The sequence below is a fragment of the uncultured Streptococcus sp. genome (assembly GCF_938036805.1).
Lineage (GTDB): Bacteria > Bacillota > Bacilli > Lactobacillales > Streptococcaceae > Streptococcus.
On sequence record NZ_CALHWC010000227.1, the window covers coordinates 1 to 17,141 of the forward strand.

At 43.2% G+C, this 17,141-nt stretch carries 19 protein-coding genes and 1 pseudogene; all 20 read right to left on the bottom strand.

All coding sequences use genetic code 11. From position 1 onward, the window contains the following. Window positions 1–61: 61 nt before the first annotated feature. A complete protein-coding gene (locus tag Q0191_RS10190; RefSeq protein ID WP_297666149.1) occupies window positions 62–493 on the bottom strand; it encodes an arginine repressor in 432 nt (143 codons plus the stop codon). Beyond that, window positions 477–1,301, bottom strand: a complete 825-nt coding sequence (locus Q0191_RS10195) for a TlyA family RNA methyltransferase (RefSeq protein WP_297666150.1) — start codon at window positions 1,299–1,301, stop codon at window positions 477–479. Before Q0191_RS10195 ends, Q0191_RS10190 begins: the two co-directional genes overlap by 17 nt. Beyond that, window positions 1,294–2,169 carry a polyprenyl synthetase family protein gene (locus Q0191_RS10200; protein WP_297666151.1) on the bottom strand — a complete coding sequence of 292 codons (876 nt, stop codon included), beginning with the start codon at window positions 2,167–2,169 and terminating at the stop codon, window positions 1,294–1,296. Before Q0191_RS10200 ends, Q0191_RS10195 begins: the two co-directional genes overlap by 8 nt. Then, complete coding sequence (locus tag Q0191_RS10205) at window positions 2,166–2,378, bottom strand: exodeoxyribonuclease VII small subunit (RefSeq protein WP_005589516.1); 213 nt, start codon at window positions 2,376–2,378, stop codon at window positions 2,166–2,168. Before Q0191_RS10205 ends, Q0191_RS10200 begins: the two co-directional genes overlap by 4 nt. Beyond that, the gene (gene xseA / locus Q0191_RS10210; protein WP_297666152.1) at window positions 2,356–3,696 is read right to left on the bottom strand and encodes an exodeoxyribonuclease VII large subunit; all 1,341 of its coding nucleotides are present in this window, start codon (window positions 3,694–3,696) and stop codon (window positions 2,356–2,358) included. The genes Q0191_RS10205 and xseA overlap by 23 nt, the downstream gene beginning before the upstream one ends. A 101-nt stretch (window positions 3,697–3,797) precedes the next feature. Next, the gene (locus tag Q0191_RS10215; protein ID WP_297666153.1) at window positions 3,798–4,022 is read right to left on the bottom strand and encodes a helix-turn-helix domain-containing protein; all 225 of its coding nucleotides are present in this window, start codon (window positions 4,020–4,022) and stop codon (window positions 3,798–3,800) included. A gap of 222 nt (window positions 4,023–4,244) precedes the next feature. Beyond that, complete coding sequence (locus Q0191_RS10220; RefSeq protein ID WP_297666154.1) at window positions 4,245–5,087, bottom strand: NAD(P)H-hydrate dehydratase; 843 nt, start codon at window positions 5,085–5,087, stop codon at window positions 4,245–4,247. Between the two features lie 581 nt (window positions 5,088–5,668). Then, window positions 5,669–6,379 (bottom strand): ABC transporter ATP-binding protein, encoded by a 711-nt coding sequence (locus Q0191_RS10225; protein ID WP_297666155.1) that lies wholly within the window; start codon window positions 6,377–6,379, stop codon window positions 5,669–5,671. Next, window positions 6,379–7,143, bottom strand: a complete 765-nt coding sequence (locus tag Q0191_RS10230) for an ABC transporter ATP-binding protein (protein WP_297666156.1) — start codon at window positions 7,141–7,143, stop codon at window positions 6,379–6,381. The genes Q0191_RS10225 and Q0191_RS10230 overlap by 1 nt, the downstream gene beginning before the upstream one ends. Continuing rightward, window positions 7,143–8,096 carry a branched-chain amino acid ABC transporter permease gene (locus tag Q0191_RS10235; RefSeq protein WP_297666157.1) on the bottom strand — a complete coding sequence of 318 codons (954 nt, stop codon included), beginning with the start codon at window positions 8,094–8,096 and terminating at the stop codon, window positions 7,143–7,145. The genes Q0191_RS10230 and Q0191_RS10235 overlap by 1 nt, the downstream gene beginning before the upstream one ends. Window positions 8,097–8,099: 3 nt before the next feature. After that, window positions 8,100–8,969, bottom strand: coding sequence for a branched-chain amino acid ABC transporter permease (locus tag Q0191_RS10240; protein ID WP_095666451.1), 870 nt, complete (start codon window positions 8,967–8,969; stop codon window positions 8,100–8,102). 151 nt (window positions 8,970–9,120) lie between these two features. Continuing rightward, on the bottom strand, window positions 9,121–10,281 hold the full coding sequence (locus tag Q0191_RS10245) for an ABC transporter substrate-binding protein (protein ID WP_288930371.1): 1,161 nt from the start codon (window positions 10,279–10,281) through the stop codon (window positions 9,121–9,123). Window positions 10,282–10,380: 99 nt separating this feature from the next. Then, a complete protein-coding gene (locus tag Q0191_RS10250) occupies window positions 10,381–10,650 on the bottom strand; it encodes a DUF2129 domain-containing protein (RefSeq protein ID WP_015605184.1) in 270 nt (89 codons plus the stop codon). Window positions 10,651–10,736: 86 nt separating this feature from the next. Next, window positions 10,737–11,327 carry an ATP-dependent Clp protease proteolytic subunit gene (locus Q0191_RS10255; RefSeq protein ID WP_015605185.1) on the bottom strand — a complete coding sequence of 197 codons (591 nt, stop codon included), beginning with the start codon at window positions 11,325–11,327 and terminating at the stop codon, window positions 10,737–10,739. A 170-nt stretch (window positions 11,328–11,497) separates the two neighbouring features. Beyond that, window positions 11,498–12,127: a uracil phosphoribosyltransferase gene (upp, locus tag Q0191_RS10260; protein WP_015605186.1), complete on the bottom strand. Its 630-nt coding sequence runs from the start codon at window positions 12,125–12,127 to the stop codon at window positions 11,498–11,500. A gap of 144 nt (window positions 12,128–12,271) precedes the next feature. Next, entirely contained in the window at window positions 12,272–13,780 is a 1,509-nt protein-coding gene (gene ftsY / locus Q0191_RS10265) for a signal recognition particle-docking protein FtsY (protein WP_015605187.1), read from the bottom strand. Window positions 13,781–13,783: 3 nt separating this feature from the next. Beyond that, on the bottom strand, window positions 13,784–14,602 hold the full coding sequence (locus Q0191_RS10270) for a Cof-type HAD-IIB family hydrolase (RefSeq protein ID WP_015605188.1): 819 nt from the start codon (window positions 14,600–14,602) through the stop codon (window positions 13,784–13,786). Continuing rightward, window positions 14,602–15,393 (bottom strand): Cof-type HAD-IIB family hydrolase, encoded by a 792-nt coding sequence (locus tag Q0191_RS10275; RefSeq protein ID WP_015605189.1) that lies wholly within the window; start codon window positions 15,391–15,393, stop codon window positions 14,602–14,604. Before Q0191_RS10275 ends, Q0191_RS10270 begins: the two co-directional genes overlap by 1 nt. A gap of 332 nt (window positions 15,394–15,725) precedes the next feature. Then, window positions 15,726–15,953: pseudogene (locus tag Q0191_RS10280) on the bottom strand (nucleoside deaminase); the annotation flags it as partial. A 4-nt stretch (window positions 15,954–15,957) separates the two neighbouring features. Further along, window positions 15,958–17,141: hypothetical protein (locus Q0191_RS10285; RefSeq protein WP_297666158.1), on the bottom strand; the 1,184-nt coding region annotated here is incomplete at its 5' end.

Genomic DNA, 17,141 nt, shown 5'->3' on the forward strand with positions numbered 1-17,141 from the left:
AGGGAAATCTCCTCAATAATGGCAAAATTTTTAATCGAAATTTCTAATAACATAGACTTTCCTACCAATTATTGATTTCAGCCGTGACTTTTTGGGCTGCACTTTCACTCACTGCAACAACTAAGATACTGTCATTATCCGCAATGATGCTGAAAATTTCCTCAGCAAATTCTTTACTCAGGTGGCGTTTAACAACCGCTGCACTCCCTGGCACTAGATTGAGATTGAGCATATTTCCTAGGTTTTGACAGGCCAAAATATTATTTTCTGCCAACTTCAGACTATTGGTCGCTGTTTTGGGAAGCTCATAGATATAGGTATTATCTTTAAAAGGGATTTTTACAATCCCTAGCTCCTTGATGTCTCGTGAAACCGTTGCCTGTGTCGCTGTAATACCAGACTCCCTGAGATGTTCCACAATTTCCTCTTGGGTACCAATCTCAAACTCGTTGACAAATCGTCTGATTTTCTCTAATCTATCTTTCTTCTTCATCTTTAAATTCCTTGTGGGCTGCCTCTACGACAGCGACTAAGTCTTGCTCCAAGTCATTTTTCGGCTGCTCGCTTTTCTCCAGAAAGGCTAAAAATTCAACATTGCCATGCCCACCTTGAATCGGAGAAAAGTCCAAACCTTTGACTGAAAAACCTGATTCTACCATAAAGGCTGTCACAGTTTCCAGCACCGCCAAATGAACCTTCTTGTCCTTGATAATCCCCTTCTTGCCAATCTGCTCGCGACCAGCCTCGAACTGAGGCTTAATCAAGGCAACGACCTGACCTCCCTCTTCTAAAATCTGGTAGAGGGCTGGCAAAATCAAGCTAAGTGAGATAAAGCTGACGTCAATACTGGCAAAGCTAGGCTGAAAGTCAAAATCAGCAGGCTCGGCATAGCGAAAATTAAACTGCTCCATGCTGACAACCCGTTCATCTTGGCGAAGTTTCCATGCCAACTGGTTAGTCCCAACATCAACAGCATAGACCAGCTTAGCTCCAGCCTGCAACATGACATCGGTAAATCCTCCAGTTGAAGCTCCGATATCCAAGGCCACTCGGTCTGCCACCGAAAGGCCAAACACTTGCAAAGCCTTTTCTAATTTCAGGCCGCCACGACTGACATACTTGAGTTTTTCTCCCTTGAGCTTGAGCTCTGTTGCATCATCGATTTTTTCACCCGGTTTGTCAAAGCGTTCTCCATTAGCAAGTGCCACGACTAGGCCTGCCATCACTCCGCGCTTGGCCTGTTCTCGGGTCTCAAAGAGGCCTTGTCGATAGGCCAGTACATCCACTCTTTCCTTAGCCATCCAGTCTCAAACTTTCTATTATTTTTTGAATTTCTTCAGCTGAAAAATCACTTTCTGTTTCTAGTTGCTCCAGCAGACTTTTTGCTTGTTCCAGTGTTTCATCGAAAAAGGCTCTGGCTCCATCCAAACCTAGTAAAGCTGGATAGGTCGATTTCTCCGCTGCTAAGTCCTTCTGCGGCGTCTTACCAATCTGCTCAAAACTGGCCGTCACATCTAAAATATCATCCCGTACCTGAAAAGCCAACCCCAAGAGTTCTCCCGCTTGACGGAGCTTCCCTAGGACTGATTGACCAGTCTGAGCAATGATACCCGCCGCTACAAAAGGATAGGCCAAGAGTTTACCAGTCTTATTGGCATGAATGGTCTGGAGCTGGTCCATGGTCAACTTGCGACCTTCGCCCTGCATATCCAAAACCTGTCCGGCCACCATACCAAAGGAACCAGCCGCCAAAGACAGCTCTGCTATCAGATCCACCTTGACCTGACTAGGGAGCTCTGTCATTGCCACCAAACCATAAGGATCCAAAAAGAGAGAATCCCCCGCCAAAATAGCCATATCCTCCCCGAATTTCTTGTGGCTGGTCAGACGCCCTCGGCGGTAGTCATCATTATCCATAGCTGGCAAATCATCATGGATCAGACTGCCAGTGTGAATCATCTCCAGAGCTGCTGCCACCTGAAAATGGGCGGGAGTTAATTCCAGACCAAAGCCCTCCAGCAACTCCAAAAGCAAGAGAGGACGAATCCGCTTGCCCCCAGCCTTGACAGAATAGAGAATGGTTTCTGTCAAATCCGACGATACTTCCTTGCTCTGATAAAATTCTTGAATCGTCAGGCCAATTTGCCTGATTTTAAACTCTCTTGTCATTCCATATCCGTTTCTGTGCCATCGGCCTGCATGACCTTGACCAAGGTCTTTTCTGCCTGATCTAACGTTTTTTGCAAGTCTTTAGACAGCTGCATGCCCTTCTGGAATTCAGCGATTGCCTCTTCCAAGGCCACATCTCCATTTTCTAACTTCTGGACAATGGCTTCCAAATCAGCTAAATTTTCTTCAAATTTCTTGTCTTTTGACATCTTTTACCTCAACTTGGACCTGACCATCCCGCATGAGAATGGTCAGCTGGTCCTTCTTCTTGATATCCTGACTGGACTCGATTACTGTTTCATTTTTTTGGATAATAGCATAGCCCCGCGCCACAATACGACTAGTATCCAGCATGAGTAGCGCATCCGACAGCCGCTTGGCTTCAGCCACCTTATGGTCATAAATCACTGCCATATTGCTACGCAACAAGCGTTCTTGCTGGTGAAGTTGCTCCTGATAGCGCTGCACCTGCCGCAGAGGTGACAAAGACTCCAAGCGATGCTGGAGAATCTTGACCTGCTGGACTTCTTCACTATAATATTCGCGAATCTTTTGCTTTAATCGTAGATTGAGCTGGTCTAACTTTTGCAGATAGCCATCATAAAGTCGCTCTGGCTGCCGAAAAATAACAGAGGAAGCCAGCTTGTGCAATCGTTCCCGCTGGTAGGCCAGACGATTTGCAGCTGCATTTGCCAGACGATTTTGCTGCTGGCTCAAATGCCCCAGAAGATCCAGCTTGGTGACTGGCGTTGCCAATTCCGCTGCTGCTGTGGGAGTTGCTGCTCGTCGGTCTGCCACAAAGTCAGCCAGAGTCGTGTCTGTTTCGTGCCCCACGCTGGAAATGATCGGAATCCGAGACTCAAATATGGCTCGCACCACCACTTCCTCATTAAAAGCCCAAAGATCCTCGATGGACCCGCCGCCCCGACCAATAATCAAAACATCCAAATCTTCTCGCTCATTAGCTCGACGGATATTAGTAGCTACCTCGGTGGCCGCTCCTTCGCCCTGAACCTTGGTCGGATAAAGCAGGATATCCACACCAGGAAAACGGCGGCTAACTGTCGTGATAATATCTCGGATGACAGCCCCGCTAGGACTAGTCACTACCCCAATTTTCTTAGGAAATTGAGGCAAGGCTTGTTTAAACTTATCTTGGAAAAGACCTTCTTCTCCCAGTTTTTTCTTGAGCTGCTCAAATTGAACAGCCAAGGCACCAATACCATCTGGCTCAGCCTTTTCAATGACAATCGAATAGGAACCACTTGGCTCATAGAGCTGCACACGGCCAATGACATTGACCTTCATACCTTCTTCCAGCTCAAAACCAAGCTTTTTGTAAATACCTGACCAGATAGTCGCCTGAATAACTGCCTTCTCATCCTTGATGGAAAAATACTGGTGATTGGGGCGCTTGCGAAAATTAGAGACCTGACCTGTCAGATAAACCCGTTCCAAATAAGGATCACGGTCAAACTTCATCTTCAGATAACGGGTCAAGGTCGAAACCGATAAATAATCTGGCATGTCGCTCCCTTTCTATTTTCTAGTATTTGCGTAACTTTTATTATACCAAAAAATGGAGGAAGTCAGTGATTCCAAGTTCCTGATTTTCATGATAAATATCACTAGGGTTTTATGCTTTCTTTGATAATTTGATACATTTCGATGTGCAACTGCTGCGCAATGAATTCTAAGGTTAGCAAACTAGGAATCGAATCGCCTGCCTCGATCCGAGCAAGCTGTCTGACTGTCAAACGAGTCTCATCCTCACACAGCAATTCCCTTGTCATTTTACGTTGTTCCCTCAATTCTCTAATTTTTTTTCCAATTGCTATCCTTAACTCTGACATAACACTTTTTGCACTTATCCATTTCTACTAAATTGTATAATATTAACTCTCATACTTTATTATTATTATAGCACAAAAAAGTTTTCTATCATATTAACTTTTTTAATATATATTGAAAAAATAGATCATGTGAAAAAGAAGGAAAATACTAGTTTTCCCCAGTCAGGACAAGATTTCCAAAATCACAAAAAGAGACTCGGATTTTTCCAAGCCTCCCAAGATTTATTGACTAAAATTTTTCATCCAAGTTGGAATTCGTTGACTCAGTTCTGTCGGTAATACCACATAAACCTCTTTGGCTAATTCATCCGCAATAGCTGAATGCAAATAGGTCGCAGCTGTCACTCTTTCAAGAAGTGAAACTTGCTGAAATTGACCTGCAAAACCGGCAATCATCCCTGCCAAGGTATCTCCCATACCGCCGGTGGCTTGATAGGGACCACCAACCTGCAGCTGATAAATATCCTTTTCCCCACTCTGAAAAACTCGCGTTCCATTCCTTTTCTGTGCAACTAGAGTTCCCTTAGGAAATTGGTCAACAGCCTTTTGGCTAGATTTTTCGTCCTGTGACTCGATGGGCAAGCCAGACAAGCTTTCCCATTCTTTCTGGTGAGGGGTAAAAATTGTCTGGGAGTTTGGAAAAGGCAGAGCTTGCTTGGCAAAAAGCGAGATAGCGCCCCCATCCATAATCAAGATTTGTTGCTTGTTTACAAGCTGTAAAACCAACTGCAGCACCGATTTCTCTAAAGAATTTTCAGCCAAACCCGGCCCAATTAAAATAACAGTAGCCTTGCGGATCTGATCCATCAGTCGCTCTTGTTCCCGCAAATCAAAGGCCATAGCCTCTGGCAAATGAGCATGGAGGGCGGAAATATTTTCCCGTTCAGTTGCAACTGTCACCAAACCAGCTCCGCTCCTTACTGCGGCCAAAGCAGCCATGATAATAGCTCCGCCATAGGGATAGGTCCCACCAATCAAGAGCAGGCGACCATAGTCGCCTTTATGGCTGTCTGGCGATCGATTTATAATAACCTTTTTCAAAAGCCTGTCACTGGCTAGTTTCATATTTGATCCTCTATAATTATTTAAATGTTTACAAAAACCAATATTACTCGCTCGAGCAAACCAAGCAAAGAAACTCGACTACCATTTTCTATCCCTGATAGGCATATCTTTATTGAATTCTAGTTGCGTAAGAGAATGATATAAAGCCGAACAGACAACAGCTTCTTTCTTCACTTCAAAATCAAAAGCTAAAATGACTCTCCATCTCACCAGTTACCGCCAATAAGTATATCCTATACTTTGACAATTTTTTCCGAAATTTCCATTCTTCATTTCGACCCGAGCAATTTTTCTTCTCCCATATTTTACCATATTTTCGCTCGATACTTAAAATGAAGAAACCGATTCAGAGAAAGGCCGTATGAAATTATTACATTGCTTATACTACCACAGTACCTAAAAAATGGAGACTTTTATCAAAGAAAACTATACCACGAAACTCTAGTCTCATCTAAAAAAACAGCGGATTTTTAAAAACATTCAGTTGCCACTGCAACTCTTTGCTTGTAACCAAAAACGGCTATCGGCTCATCCAAATAAACAAATTTATCTTGAAAATAAAAAAGGTCCACTGGACCTTTTTAACCACCTAGATATGCTTTGCGGACTTCGTCAGAAGCGAGAAGTTCTTGGCCTGTTCCGGACAGAACGATTTTTCCTGTTTCAAGGACATAACCGCGGTTGGCGATAGAGAGTGCCTTGTTGGCATTTTGCTCAATCAAAAGCACAGTTGTCCCCTGCTTTTGGATATCTTGAATGATATCAAAGATTTCTTGGATGAAGATAGGAGCCAGCCCCATTGACGGCTCGTCCAAGAGTAAGAGTTTAGGCGTAGACATGAGCGCTCGTCCCATAGCCAGCATTTGCTGCTCACCACCAGATAGAGTCGCTGCATCTTGGTTCTTACGCTCTTCCAAACGTGGGAAACGAGAGAAGACCTTTTTGAGATTGGCTTGGTTTTCTTCGCGATTTTTCTTAAGAAAAGCTCCCATTTCAAGATTTTCCAAAACGGTCAAACCTGGAAAGACATGGCGCCCTTCTGGAACTTGTGAAAGCCCCGCAGCTACAATCTTTTGAGCAGGCACTTTTTGAATTTCATTGCCTAAAAATTCAATCTTACCAGCACTTGGGCGAACCAAACCAGAGATCGTGCGGAGGATGGTCGTTTTCCCAGCACCGTTAGCTCCGATAAGGGAGACGACTTCTCCTTCGTTGACTTCAAAGCTGACATCACGGACAGCCTGAATCATGCCGTAGTGGACGGATAGATTTTCAACTTTGAGCATGGACATTAGGCTTCACCTCCTAGATAAGCTTCAATAACGCGTTTGTCATTCTTAATCTCATCTGGTGTGCCGTGGGCAATCAGGCGACCGTACTCTAGTACGTAGATGCGCTCAGTTACTTCCATAACCAGACTCATATCATGCTCAATTAGCATGATGGTAATATTAAATTCATTTTTAATCCGACGGATCAGGGCAGTCAGCTCAGCTGTTTCCTGTGGATTCATCCCAGCAGCTGGCTCATCCAAGAAGAGAATCTTAGGCTCTGTGGCAAGCGCTCGGACAATCTCCAGACGACGTTGCTGACCGTAGGCCAAATTTTTAGCCAAGGTTTCTGCTTCCTTATCCAAGTCAAAGATGGCCAGCAATTCCAAAGCTTTCGCTTTCAATTCTTCTTCATTTTTATAAAATGCTGGAAGGCGGAAGAAAGAAGCCAACACATGAGGTTTATGGTGATTACCAAAAGCAATCAACACATTATCCAAGACTGTCAAATCTTTGAAAAGACGAATATTTTGGAAGGTCCTGCTGAGACCCAGAGTCGCAATTTTGTAAGGTGTTTTACCATTCAGCAAATGACCATCCAAAGTAACCGTTCCCTCACTCGGCTCGTAGACACCTGTCAAAAGGTTGAAAAGAGTCGTTTTCCCAGCACCGTTAGGACCGATAAGACCGACCAGTTCGCCCTCGTTCAGTTCCAGACTTACATCGCTAACAGCCGTCAGTCCTCCGAAATTTTTGGTTAATTTTTTTACTTCAAGAAGCGCCATTATTCTTTGACCTCCTTATTCTTTTTAAAGAGCTTAGCTAAGCTCAATTCCCAAGTACCCAGTAAGCCGCCTGGACGGAAAATCATCACCAAGATTAAGGCAAGTGAGTAAACAATCATCCGAACGCTTGAGATATCTTGTAAAAGCATATTGAGGATACCCAATACTACTGCCGCAACAATTGCTCCAGTCATTGATCCAAGGCCGCCAAAAACGACGATAATCAAGACATTGATTGTATTGATAAAGGAGTAGTCTTTTGGTACAACAGAGCCAACAAATCCAGCCTGCAAAGAACCTGCAATAGAAGCCGTAATAGCTCCAAAAACGAAAGCAATGACTTTAATTTTTGTTGTATTGACACCGACAGACTCTGCCGCAATCTCGTCCTCGCGAACAGACAAGGTGCTACGTCCGATAGGACTGCGGAGGAAGTTAAGAGTCAAAATAGTTGTAATTACAACAAAGACATAAACCAACTGCCAAGAGGTAAAGTTAGGAATGGATAGGATACCTGCCGCACCATTAGTCAGATCTCCTCCATTGACAATCAGAATCCGGATAATTTCAGAAACACCCAGGGTCGCAATCGCCAAATAGTCTCCCTTTAAGCGCAGGGTCGGAATACCAACAAGCAGAGCTACTGCACCTGCAATCACAGCGCCAACCAACATAGCAATAAAGAAAGTACCATAGTTTGGAGATTTAGAGCCCATAATAGCTACTGCATAGGCACCAATCGCCATAAAGCCAGCATGCCCAAGCGAGAATTGCCCAGAAAAACCAACGATAAGATTGAGGCCAACAGCCAAGATAATATTAATCCCAATCTGCTCAAAGATTTGCAGATAGAAAGGATTGAGAATACCTGTGCTAGCAAGCACTGTCAGCAATAGGTAACCAAAAAGGATCAGAGCAAGCCATAACGCATTTACTTTTAAATTATTTTTCATACATTACACCTTCTCTTTCACATTTTTACCTAGAATACCAGCTGGGCGAACCAATAGAATGATAATTAAGATCGCATACACAATCGCATCACGGAAATCTGACAGTCCAACTGCTGTTGCAAAAGTTTCCAAGAGACCGATTACAAAACCACCCAAAGCTGCCCCTGGGATGATACCAATTCCTCCCAAAACTGCGGCAACGAAGGACTTGATACCTGGGGTCATCCCCATCAGTGGCTCAAGCGAGTTGTAGTAAAGGGCAATCAGCACCCCTGCTGCTCCTGCCAAGGCTGAACCCAAAGCAAAAGTAAAGCTGATCGTACGATTGACATTGATTCCCATGAGCTGGGCTGCATCGCTATCCACGGAAACAGCCCGCATGGCTTTCCCCATTTTGGTTTTTTGCACGATAAACTGCAATCCAACCATGAGTAAAATAGAAATTCCCAAAATCATTAGTTGGATATTGGAAATCGAAACTGGTCCAATCGTATAACGCACCGTTTCAATTACCTGAGGGAAAGAACGAGTATTGGCACCTACAAAGAAGACCATCCCGTATTCCAAAAGGAAAGAAACTCCAATCGCCGTAATCAAGGCTGCAATCCGTGTTGAATTGCGCAACGGACGATAGGCTAAGAATTCAATCACTACACCGAGGATTGCTGTACCAACCATAGATAAAATAAGGGCCACAAAGAAATTCAGGTGAAGGGTGTTAATCAGGTAATATCCCATGAAAGCACCGATCATATAAATGTCTCCATGCGCGAAATTAATCAGTTTGATAATTCCGTAAACCATGGTATAACCCAAGGCCAGAAGCGCATAGACACTCCCCAAAATCAATCCATTGGCTAGCTGCTGAAGAATTTGTTCGAGCATTCCACACCACTCTTTCTAATATAAAATAAGAGCAGAAACAACAATCTCAGACGAAGCCTTGTCTTGCCGTCTCTACTCAAACATCATAAGCAAGTAAGAAACAAGTCAAAGACTGGGTTTGTCCCCAGCCTCAGACCCTTTATTCAGGTTTAACTGTCTCAACAGTATCTACTTTACCATCTTTCAAACCAATCATCAAGGCTGTCTTCACAGGGTTGTGATCTTTATCAATGGTAATAGATCCAGTAACTCCTTCAAAGTCTTTTAACTTAGCAAGGTTATCTTTAATATCTACAGATGTTTTTGCACCCTTAGATGCTTCTGCTGCCATGTAAACTGCGTCATATGAGAGCGCTGCAAACATAGAAGGTTCTTCATTGTATTTAGCCTTGTAAGCTTCAACGAATTTCTTCGCTTTATCTGTCATGTCACCTGAAGTTGAGAAACCAGATACATAATAAACATTAGTTGCTGCTGCTGGAGTTGCTTGTTCTACAAACTTAGCATCGCTAAATCCGTCTGGTCCAACAATTGTTTGAGTGATACCCAAACCGCGCGCTTGGTTCACCAATTTACCAGCTTCTGTGTAGTAACCTAGTACAACCAGTGAATCAAATTCTTTGCTCTTGATCTTTGTCAAAGCAGCTTGGAAATCTGAATCACCAGAAGCGAAGGTTTCTGTCGTAACGATTTCACCCTTGTATTCTTTCTTGAAGGCTTCAGCCATTCCTTTAGCGTAGTCGCTTGAGTTGTCATAATAGAGTACAACTTTCTTAGCTTTCAAGTTTTCTGTTACATATTTAGAGATAACTTTACCTTGGTAACTATCAGTAAAGGTTGCACGATACAGATAGTCTTGGTTTTTTGTCAAATCATCCTGTGTAGCACTTGGCGTTACCAAAGGCACACCAGCTTTACCAGCATTGGCAATTGCAGCCGCAACTCCACCTGAAGTCGCAGGACCGATGATTGTATTCACCTTGTCTTGAGTCGCCAAGCTTGTAGAAATAGTAGCTGCTTCTGCTGTTTCTGATTTATTATCTTTATCAGTGACTTCGATCTTCTTACCGTCTACACCGCCAGCTGCATTGATTTCATCAACAGCAAGCTGAGCACCGTGTTGTTCTGCAGTACCGTAAGCTGCTACAGCACCAGTTTCTTCAAAGTTGAAACCGAACTTAAGTGTTTTACCGATTTCTGTTCCAGTAGCGGATGAGTTGTTTGTCGAAACCTCTCCACAGGCTGCTAAAAGCGCAGCACTAGCAAAAGCTACAAGCGAAAGTGCAAATTTTTTCTTCATGAATAATCTCCTCTATTTTGTTTTTTGCTTTGTTTGCAAATGATATAGTAAGAATATACCGAATTATCTGACAATTGTCAACCCAAAGAAGCCATTTTTTTAAATAATAGCGTTTTCTTGGTTTCTAAATAAACTTCCAACAAAATTCGTATCCAGATTTTGAATCTCGCAAGTCTGGATTTTTTTGATATAGGACTCTTTTGACAGGCTCTCCTTCAGAGAATCTGCCTGATCTTTTGCCACATAAAGCTGCAAATAACGGTGTTTCTTAGAATGATAAATAATATCTCCAACATGAGCCAGCTTCTTTGCATCGCGATTATAGTATAGATGAATGATGAAACCCATTCGTTCCTCTTTTTTAAACATGACAATCCTCTCTGGTCATTTGTACTCTATTGATTATATCAAAAAAGCCCACAAATGGGGCATTTTTTCGTAGTTATAAATGAAAACTAGCTAAGATTATTATTAGCCATGATTTCATCGATGAAACCATATTCTAAAGTTTCTTGAGCACTCATCCAGTAATCACGTTCAGCATCTGCGTGAATTTGCTCAACCGATTTACCAGAATTGTCTGCAAGAATTTGCTCCAGGGTCTTACGAGTCTTAAGCAAATGCTCTGCTGCAATGGCCATATCTGTTTGCTGAGTACCGCCACCAGTACCACCCATCGGCTGGTGGATCATATACTCTGCATTTGGAAGCATGAATCGTTTGCCCTTAGCACCGCTAGAAGCAATGATAGTTCCCATGCTAGCTGCCATTCCCATGACAATCGTCTGCACATCAGACTTAATAAAGTTCATGGTATCTACAATCGCCAATCCCGCTGACACAGAGCCACCCGGAGTATTAACATAAAGATAGATGTCCTTGGTGCTGTCTTGTGCATCTAGGAAAAGTAGCTGCGCAATAACAGAATTAGCCATATTGTCCTCAACAGGACCTGTCAGCATGATAATACGGTCTTTTAAAAGGCGTGAGTAAATGTCATAAGAACGCTCACCACGGCTGGTTTGTTCAATAACTACAGGAATCATGAATATTTTCTCCTTCATTCGGTCTATTCATTATTATATCTTTTTGGTCAAAAAAGGTCAAATATTTGCTTTCTCTGTCGGATAACAGAAAGCAGCGCTGAGATTGTCTTTGGATTGGAAAGCACAAATCCACTGGATTGTCTGGACTTTCCTATTATAGACTAGAATTTCTATTTTGTACCAAAGAGGCGGTCACCAGCATCTCCGAGACCTGGAACGATGTAGCCATGTTCATTAAGATGATCATCAAGGGCAGCAGTGAAGATATCTACATCAGGATGAGCATCCTGCAAGGCTTTAACACCTTCTGGAGCAGATACCAAGCAGACAAAGGTGATGTTGCTTGCACCACGTTTTTTAAGTGAATCCACAGCCAAAATAGCAGATCCACCCGTAGCCAACATTGGATCGACAACAAAGATTTGACGTTGGTCAATGTCTTCTGGTAATTTTACCAAATATTCAACTGGCTTCAAGGTTTCTTCGTCACGGTACATTCCAATGTGGCCGACTTTAGCAGCAGGAACCAAGCTCAGGAGACCATCTACCATACCGATACCAGCCCGCAAGATTGGGACAATCGCCAATTTTTTCCCTGCAATCTGCTTTTGAACTGTTTTCGTAATTGGTGTTTCAATTTCTACATCTTCAAGTGGTAAATCGCGCAAAACTTCGTATCCCATCAGCATTGCGATTTCATCTACCAATTCACGAAAAGCTTTAGTAGAGGTATCTGTACGACGCAAGATAGACAATTTATGCTGAATTAGTGGATGAGCAATAACTTCAAGTTTTCCCATGATTGGATTTCCTTCTTTCATTTTATTCTTCTTATTATATCAAAAAAGAAGAAAAAAGGCTTGCAACAAGCAAACCTTTTCATCTATTTTGATTACTTTTTGATAGAAGAGTTTGATTTCAATTTAGGCTTTATTGATAGACTATTACACCAAACCTTCTAGGAGACCTCTCATAAAGTTCTCAGAGTTAAACTCGCCGATATCGTCAATTTTCTCGCCAAAACCAATCAGCTTCACTGGAATATCCAGTTCCTGACGAATGGCAAGAACAACCCCACCGCGCGCAGTTCCGTCAATCTTAGTCAGGACAATACCTGTCACAGGTGTAATTTTTGAAAATTCCTTGGCTTGAACCAGCGCATTTTGACCCGTAGAGGCATCTAAAGCTAGGAAGGTTTCGTGTGGCGCTGCTGGATCTACCCGCTTGATAATGCGACCGATTTTTTCCAGCTCTGCCATGAGATTGTCCTTATTTTGCAAGCGACCAGCTGTATCAATCATGAGAATATCGACATTTTCAGCCTTGGCCCTTTCTAAACCGTCAAACACGACACTGGCTGGATCGCTCTTTTCTGGACCAGTCACAACAGGCACATCGACTCGGCGACCCCACTCAGCCAGCTGGGCAACTGCTCCAGCTCGGAAGGTATCTGCTGCCACCAGCATCACTTTTTTACCTTCTTGCTTGTATTTATAGGCCAATTTACCGATTGAGGTCGTCTTGCCTACGCCATTTACTCCGACAAAGAGCATGACAGTCAAACCGTTTTGGAAATTGATTTTTTCATTAAAGCGGCCATCTTTCTCATAGATATCGACCAATTTTTCAATGATTAGTTGGCGCAAGGCTTCTGGTTTCTTAGCATTTTCCAGGCGTGCTTCATAGCGCAAGTCCTCAGTTAGATTGGAAGCTACCTGCACACCGACATCACTGGTAATCAGCAATTCTTCCAAGTCTTCAAAGAAATCTTCGTCAACTGAGCGGAAATTAGCAAAGAAGGCATTGAGACGAGCACCAAAGCCAGTCCGCGTCTTTTTTAGACTGCGGTCATACTTGTCTTGAACACTCTCTTCTTGGTATTCAGTAGAACTCTCAGATGTTTCTGCGGGAGTCAGTTCTTCCTCTGCCTCTTCTCCATACTCGGTCGAGTCTACTTTTGAAGAAGTGCTTGCTTCCTGCTCACTAGATACTTCTTGCTCTGATTCGTAGTTAATTTGCTCTCTCGCTGCAGCCAAACGTTCCTGTAATTCTTGGTAATAATCTCTGCTTTCAGTCGCCGCTTCTGATTCGCTACTACTTTCCAACGCTTGATTTGCTGAAGTTTCAGACTGCTCTTCTGCCTCAGCCAAAACTTGTTCAGGACTTTCCTCGTCTTCAAGCACTGGTTCAGATAAGTCAGCTTGTTGAGTAGTTGGGGCAAATTCCTGCTCAGAAATTGCTGAATCTGTAGACTCTATCTTCTCTTCTAACACAAACTCTACTTCCTGAGTTTCCGCTGTTTCTTCATTGGAAGCAGCAAGAGGCTGGGATTCTGCCTCAAATGGGACTTCAGTCTCTGTAGTCTGATAACTCTCCTCTGCCTGCTCCTCTAACTGGGGCTTTTCTTCAAGTTCCTCTTTTTTACGTCCAAAAAGACGGTCAAATAATCCCATTCTTTAGTTCTCCTTCAATACATATTTCCGAATGGCCCAAGCAACTGCATCTTCATCATTGGTCATCGGAGTGACAACTTCTGCGACTTCCTTGACTTCTGGCACAGCATTTTGCATGGCAACTCCTAGCCCAGCCCAAGCAATCATTGACAGATCATTGGCTTCGTCACCGCAGGCCATAACTTGGCTTTTATCAATTCCCAAGTGGGCAATCAGCTTCTCCAAACCAGTCGCCTTGTGGACATTTTTCGGTGACCATTCCAGCAGCATTTCCCGTGATTTGAAAATCTCATACTGGTCAAACAGTTCGGGCGCAATATGAGGAATGGCTGCATCCAGCGGTTCCTGAGCAAAGGCTGTGACGCACTTATTGTAGGTAATTTGGCTAGAAAGGTCTTCAAAAGCAATGGATTCAAAGTTCAGAGCTGGATTAAACTCCGCATAGAGCGATACTTGGTCTGATTGAATCTGATAAACCAAGCCCCCATCAATCGCATCCAGAGGCAGACCCAATTTCTCAGTCTCTTCATAAATTCTAGCTACATCATCGTAGGCAAAAACTGTTTTATCCAAAATTTCGCCTGTATTGCGCTGAACTAGACCACCATTAAAGGTAATGGTGTATTCATCTGCCTGACCATCAGTGCCCAGCTCATGCAGGAAAAATTCCATAGCCTTAAGCGGACGCCCTGTGGTCAATACAACTTTGACACCTTGCTGCTGAGCCGCTTTGAGCGCTGCCAGATTCCCTTGAGAAATCTTTTTATCCGTAGTCAAAAGCGTCCCGTCCAAGTCCAAAGCGATCAATTTAATATCAGCCATTATAAGCCCTCCATGTAGGTCATAACAGATTGGGCCGCATGGTGGCCAATCACTTCTTTCGCAACTGCCAAAATTTCCGGCCGTGCATTTTCTGGTGCAATCGGGTGCCCCACCACCTGCATCATATGCAGGTCATTGAGGTTATCGCCAAAAGCCATGACCTGGTCCATTTCTAGGCCTAGCTTCTTAGCTAGCTCGACAAGAGCCACGCCTTTATCCACATAGTCCAGCACGATATCAATCGACTTATAGCCTGTTGTCATCGCCTTGACACCTGCGACATTTTCATTGACCCAGGCTTCGCCGTCGGCCACTGTTTCTTCGCTGAAATTGGTCGTGAATTTAAAAATCTCGTCTGTAATCTCACTAAAATCAGCAACTTTTTGGATATTTTCATTATAATTAGCGCTGAAAGAGAGATAAGTCGGATCTACTGTCTCTAGCACATAACAGCCTTTTTTCCCTGTCAGAAGCAACTCATTGATATTGACAAAAGGCGACTCCTTAAGCTTGTCAAATACCTTTAGATAAAATTCTCTTGGCATGGTTGCTTCGTATAGATCTTTTCCTTGAAACTCTACTAGGCTACCATTTTCTGCGATAAAGATAATATCATCCCGAACTTCATGAAAGAGCTTCTCAAGAGAGAGAATCCCTCGACCACTGGCAACAGCAAAGTAGATGCCCTTTTCTCTAAACTGAGCTAGCAGGTGCTTGAGCCGCTCCATATCAAACTGACCCTTGTCATCTAAAAAAGTCCCGTCCATATCTGTGGCAATGAGTCTTATCATACAATTATCTCCTTTTTTGAATTAGGGGTGTGCAAAGGGCATTTAGGGTATGCATCTTTTAAGGATTTAGGCAACCCCCATCATTTCTCATCTCTGTTAATCCTTTATATTATATCATAAAACTAACACTTCATTCCACAGATGAAAAACAGTCAGATCATATTTCTATGACCTGACCGTTTTTGATATTGTTTATACTATATCTATTTACTTTTTTATTTTATAAAATAACATCACATAAACTTTTTATATATTTAGTTATCCTAAATTCAATTTATGTTTTGCTATTTGGCAAATACGTTCTGGCGAAGCGTGGTCTACAAACTGACTTAGCAGTCTTCGAGTCGCCAGCTTCCAAGGTGTTGGTTTGCCTGGCGAATGGCTTTGATTTCGGCGTGCAGCGTGGCGTCTTGTTCCTTTTCACGTAAGTTATGACCACGCCCAATAATTTCACCATTCAAGACCACGACAGCCCCGATTGGCACTTCCGCTTGGTCATAGGCTTTCTGCGCTTCCTTCAACGCTTCCCTCATAAAGAATTCTTTTTCATGAAGTTCCATGTTCTTACTGATAGACGCGCTTCGTCACGACTAGACTATGCGGTCTCTCAAACTCCTTATCTAAGTAATCTTGGTACGTTCCTGGTGAAATAAATCCTCGGGCGCTTAAAATATCGGTGCCTGCTGTCCCGACAATCGTATCGGCTAGCAATACACAGTTGGTACTCATCACAAAATACGTCTTGAATTTTGAAGAGGTAAATTTATACAAGAGTGCATCTGCTTCTTGTTTGAGCTTGTAGGCATACATTGGTTCTTCTTTGTCGATTCCAGGATGCTTAGGTTTCACCATTTTCGGTGGATCCCAAGGCACTGTCAGCGACATCAATTTGGCGATTTCCTTATCGATGGCCGCGAGTTGTTCTGGAGACAAGGCAAGACCATATCCCAGTAGGGTCTTATGATTTTCGCGTTTACAAAATTCGATGTATTTTTCACGGTCGGCACTGAAAAGTACCCCGTCCCCCATCGTTCCAAAGAGGCGCTCCGAATTCGTATCGTAGTTTCCGAATGAAATAATGCGGCCCTTATAACACAGGTCGACATGCCCGATGGCTCCAAACCCGTCTTTTGTGACATGAATAAACATCTCTAAGTTTGGTTCTGCATTTTCTTTGGCACGGTCGTAAATTTCTGAAGCCGTTTCGCCTTCTCCAAGTTCCAACGCATCATTAATTTTTTGTAAGGTTACTCGAGGAATCAGTGCAGCAAATACAAGCGGCATCCCACGACGCAAGCGTCTGCGAAGGACTTTCTTTCCAACTTCGGCCTCGAAGAACCAGCCGTCCCGAATATTGCTAATCCCATACCCGATAAAATAGAGCGAAAGGAAGAACATTTGCAAATTGCCGTCGCCCCCAAGAGAAATTAAAGTGGCTACCCCGACAACTGAAAGCCAAATGGTATCAAAGAGCAAGCGAAATCGCGGGCGAATATCATCTTTGACATAAATATAGTATGTCACACCACTAATTCCCGCCTTCATCACTTCATTGAGTCCCATCAAGATGCTTACAATCGCAATCGGCAATGACAGGAAGAATTGATTTCCTGCTAAAAATCCGTAAAGGGAAAATTTCCCTATATTCAGCCATAACGGGTCTTTAGATGCCGCTTTACTAAACCAACGGAATAAGAAATTCCATAGTTCACGGGCCCATAAGAATGTTAAAAACAGACGTAACATCA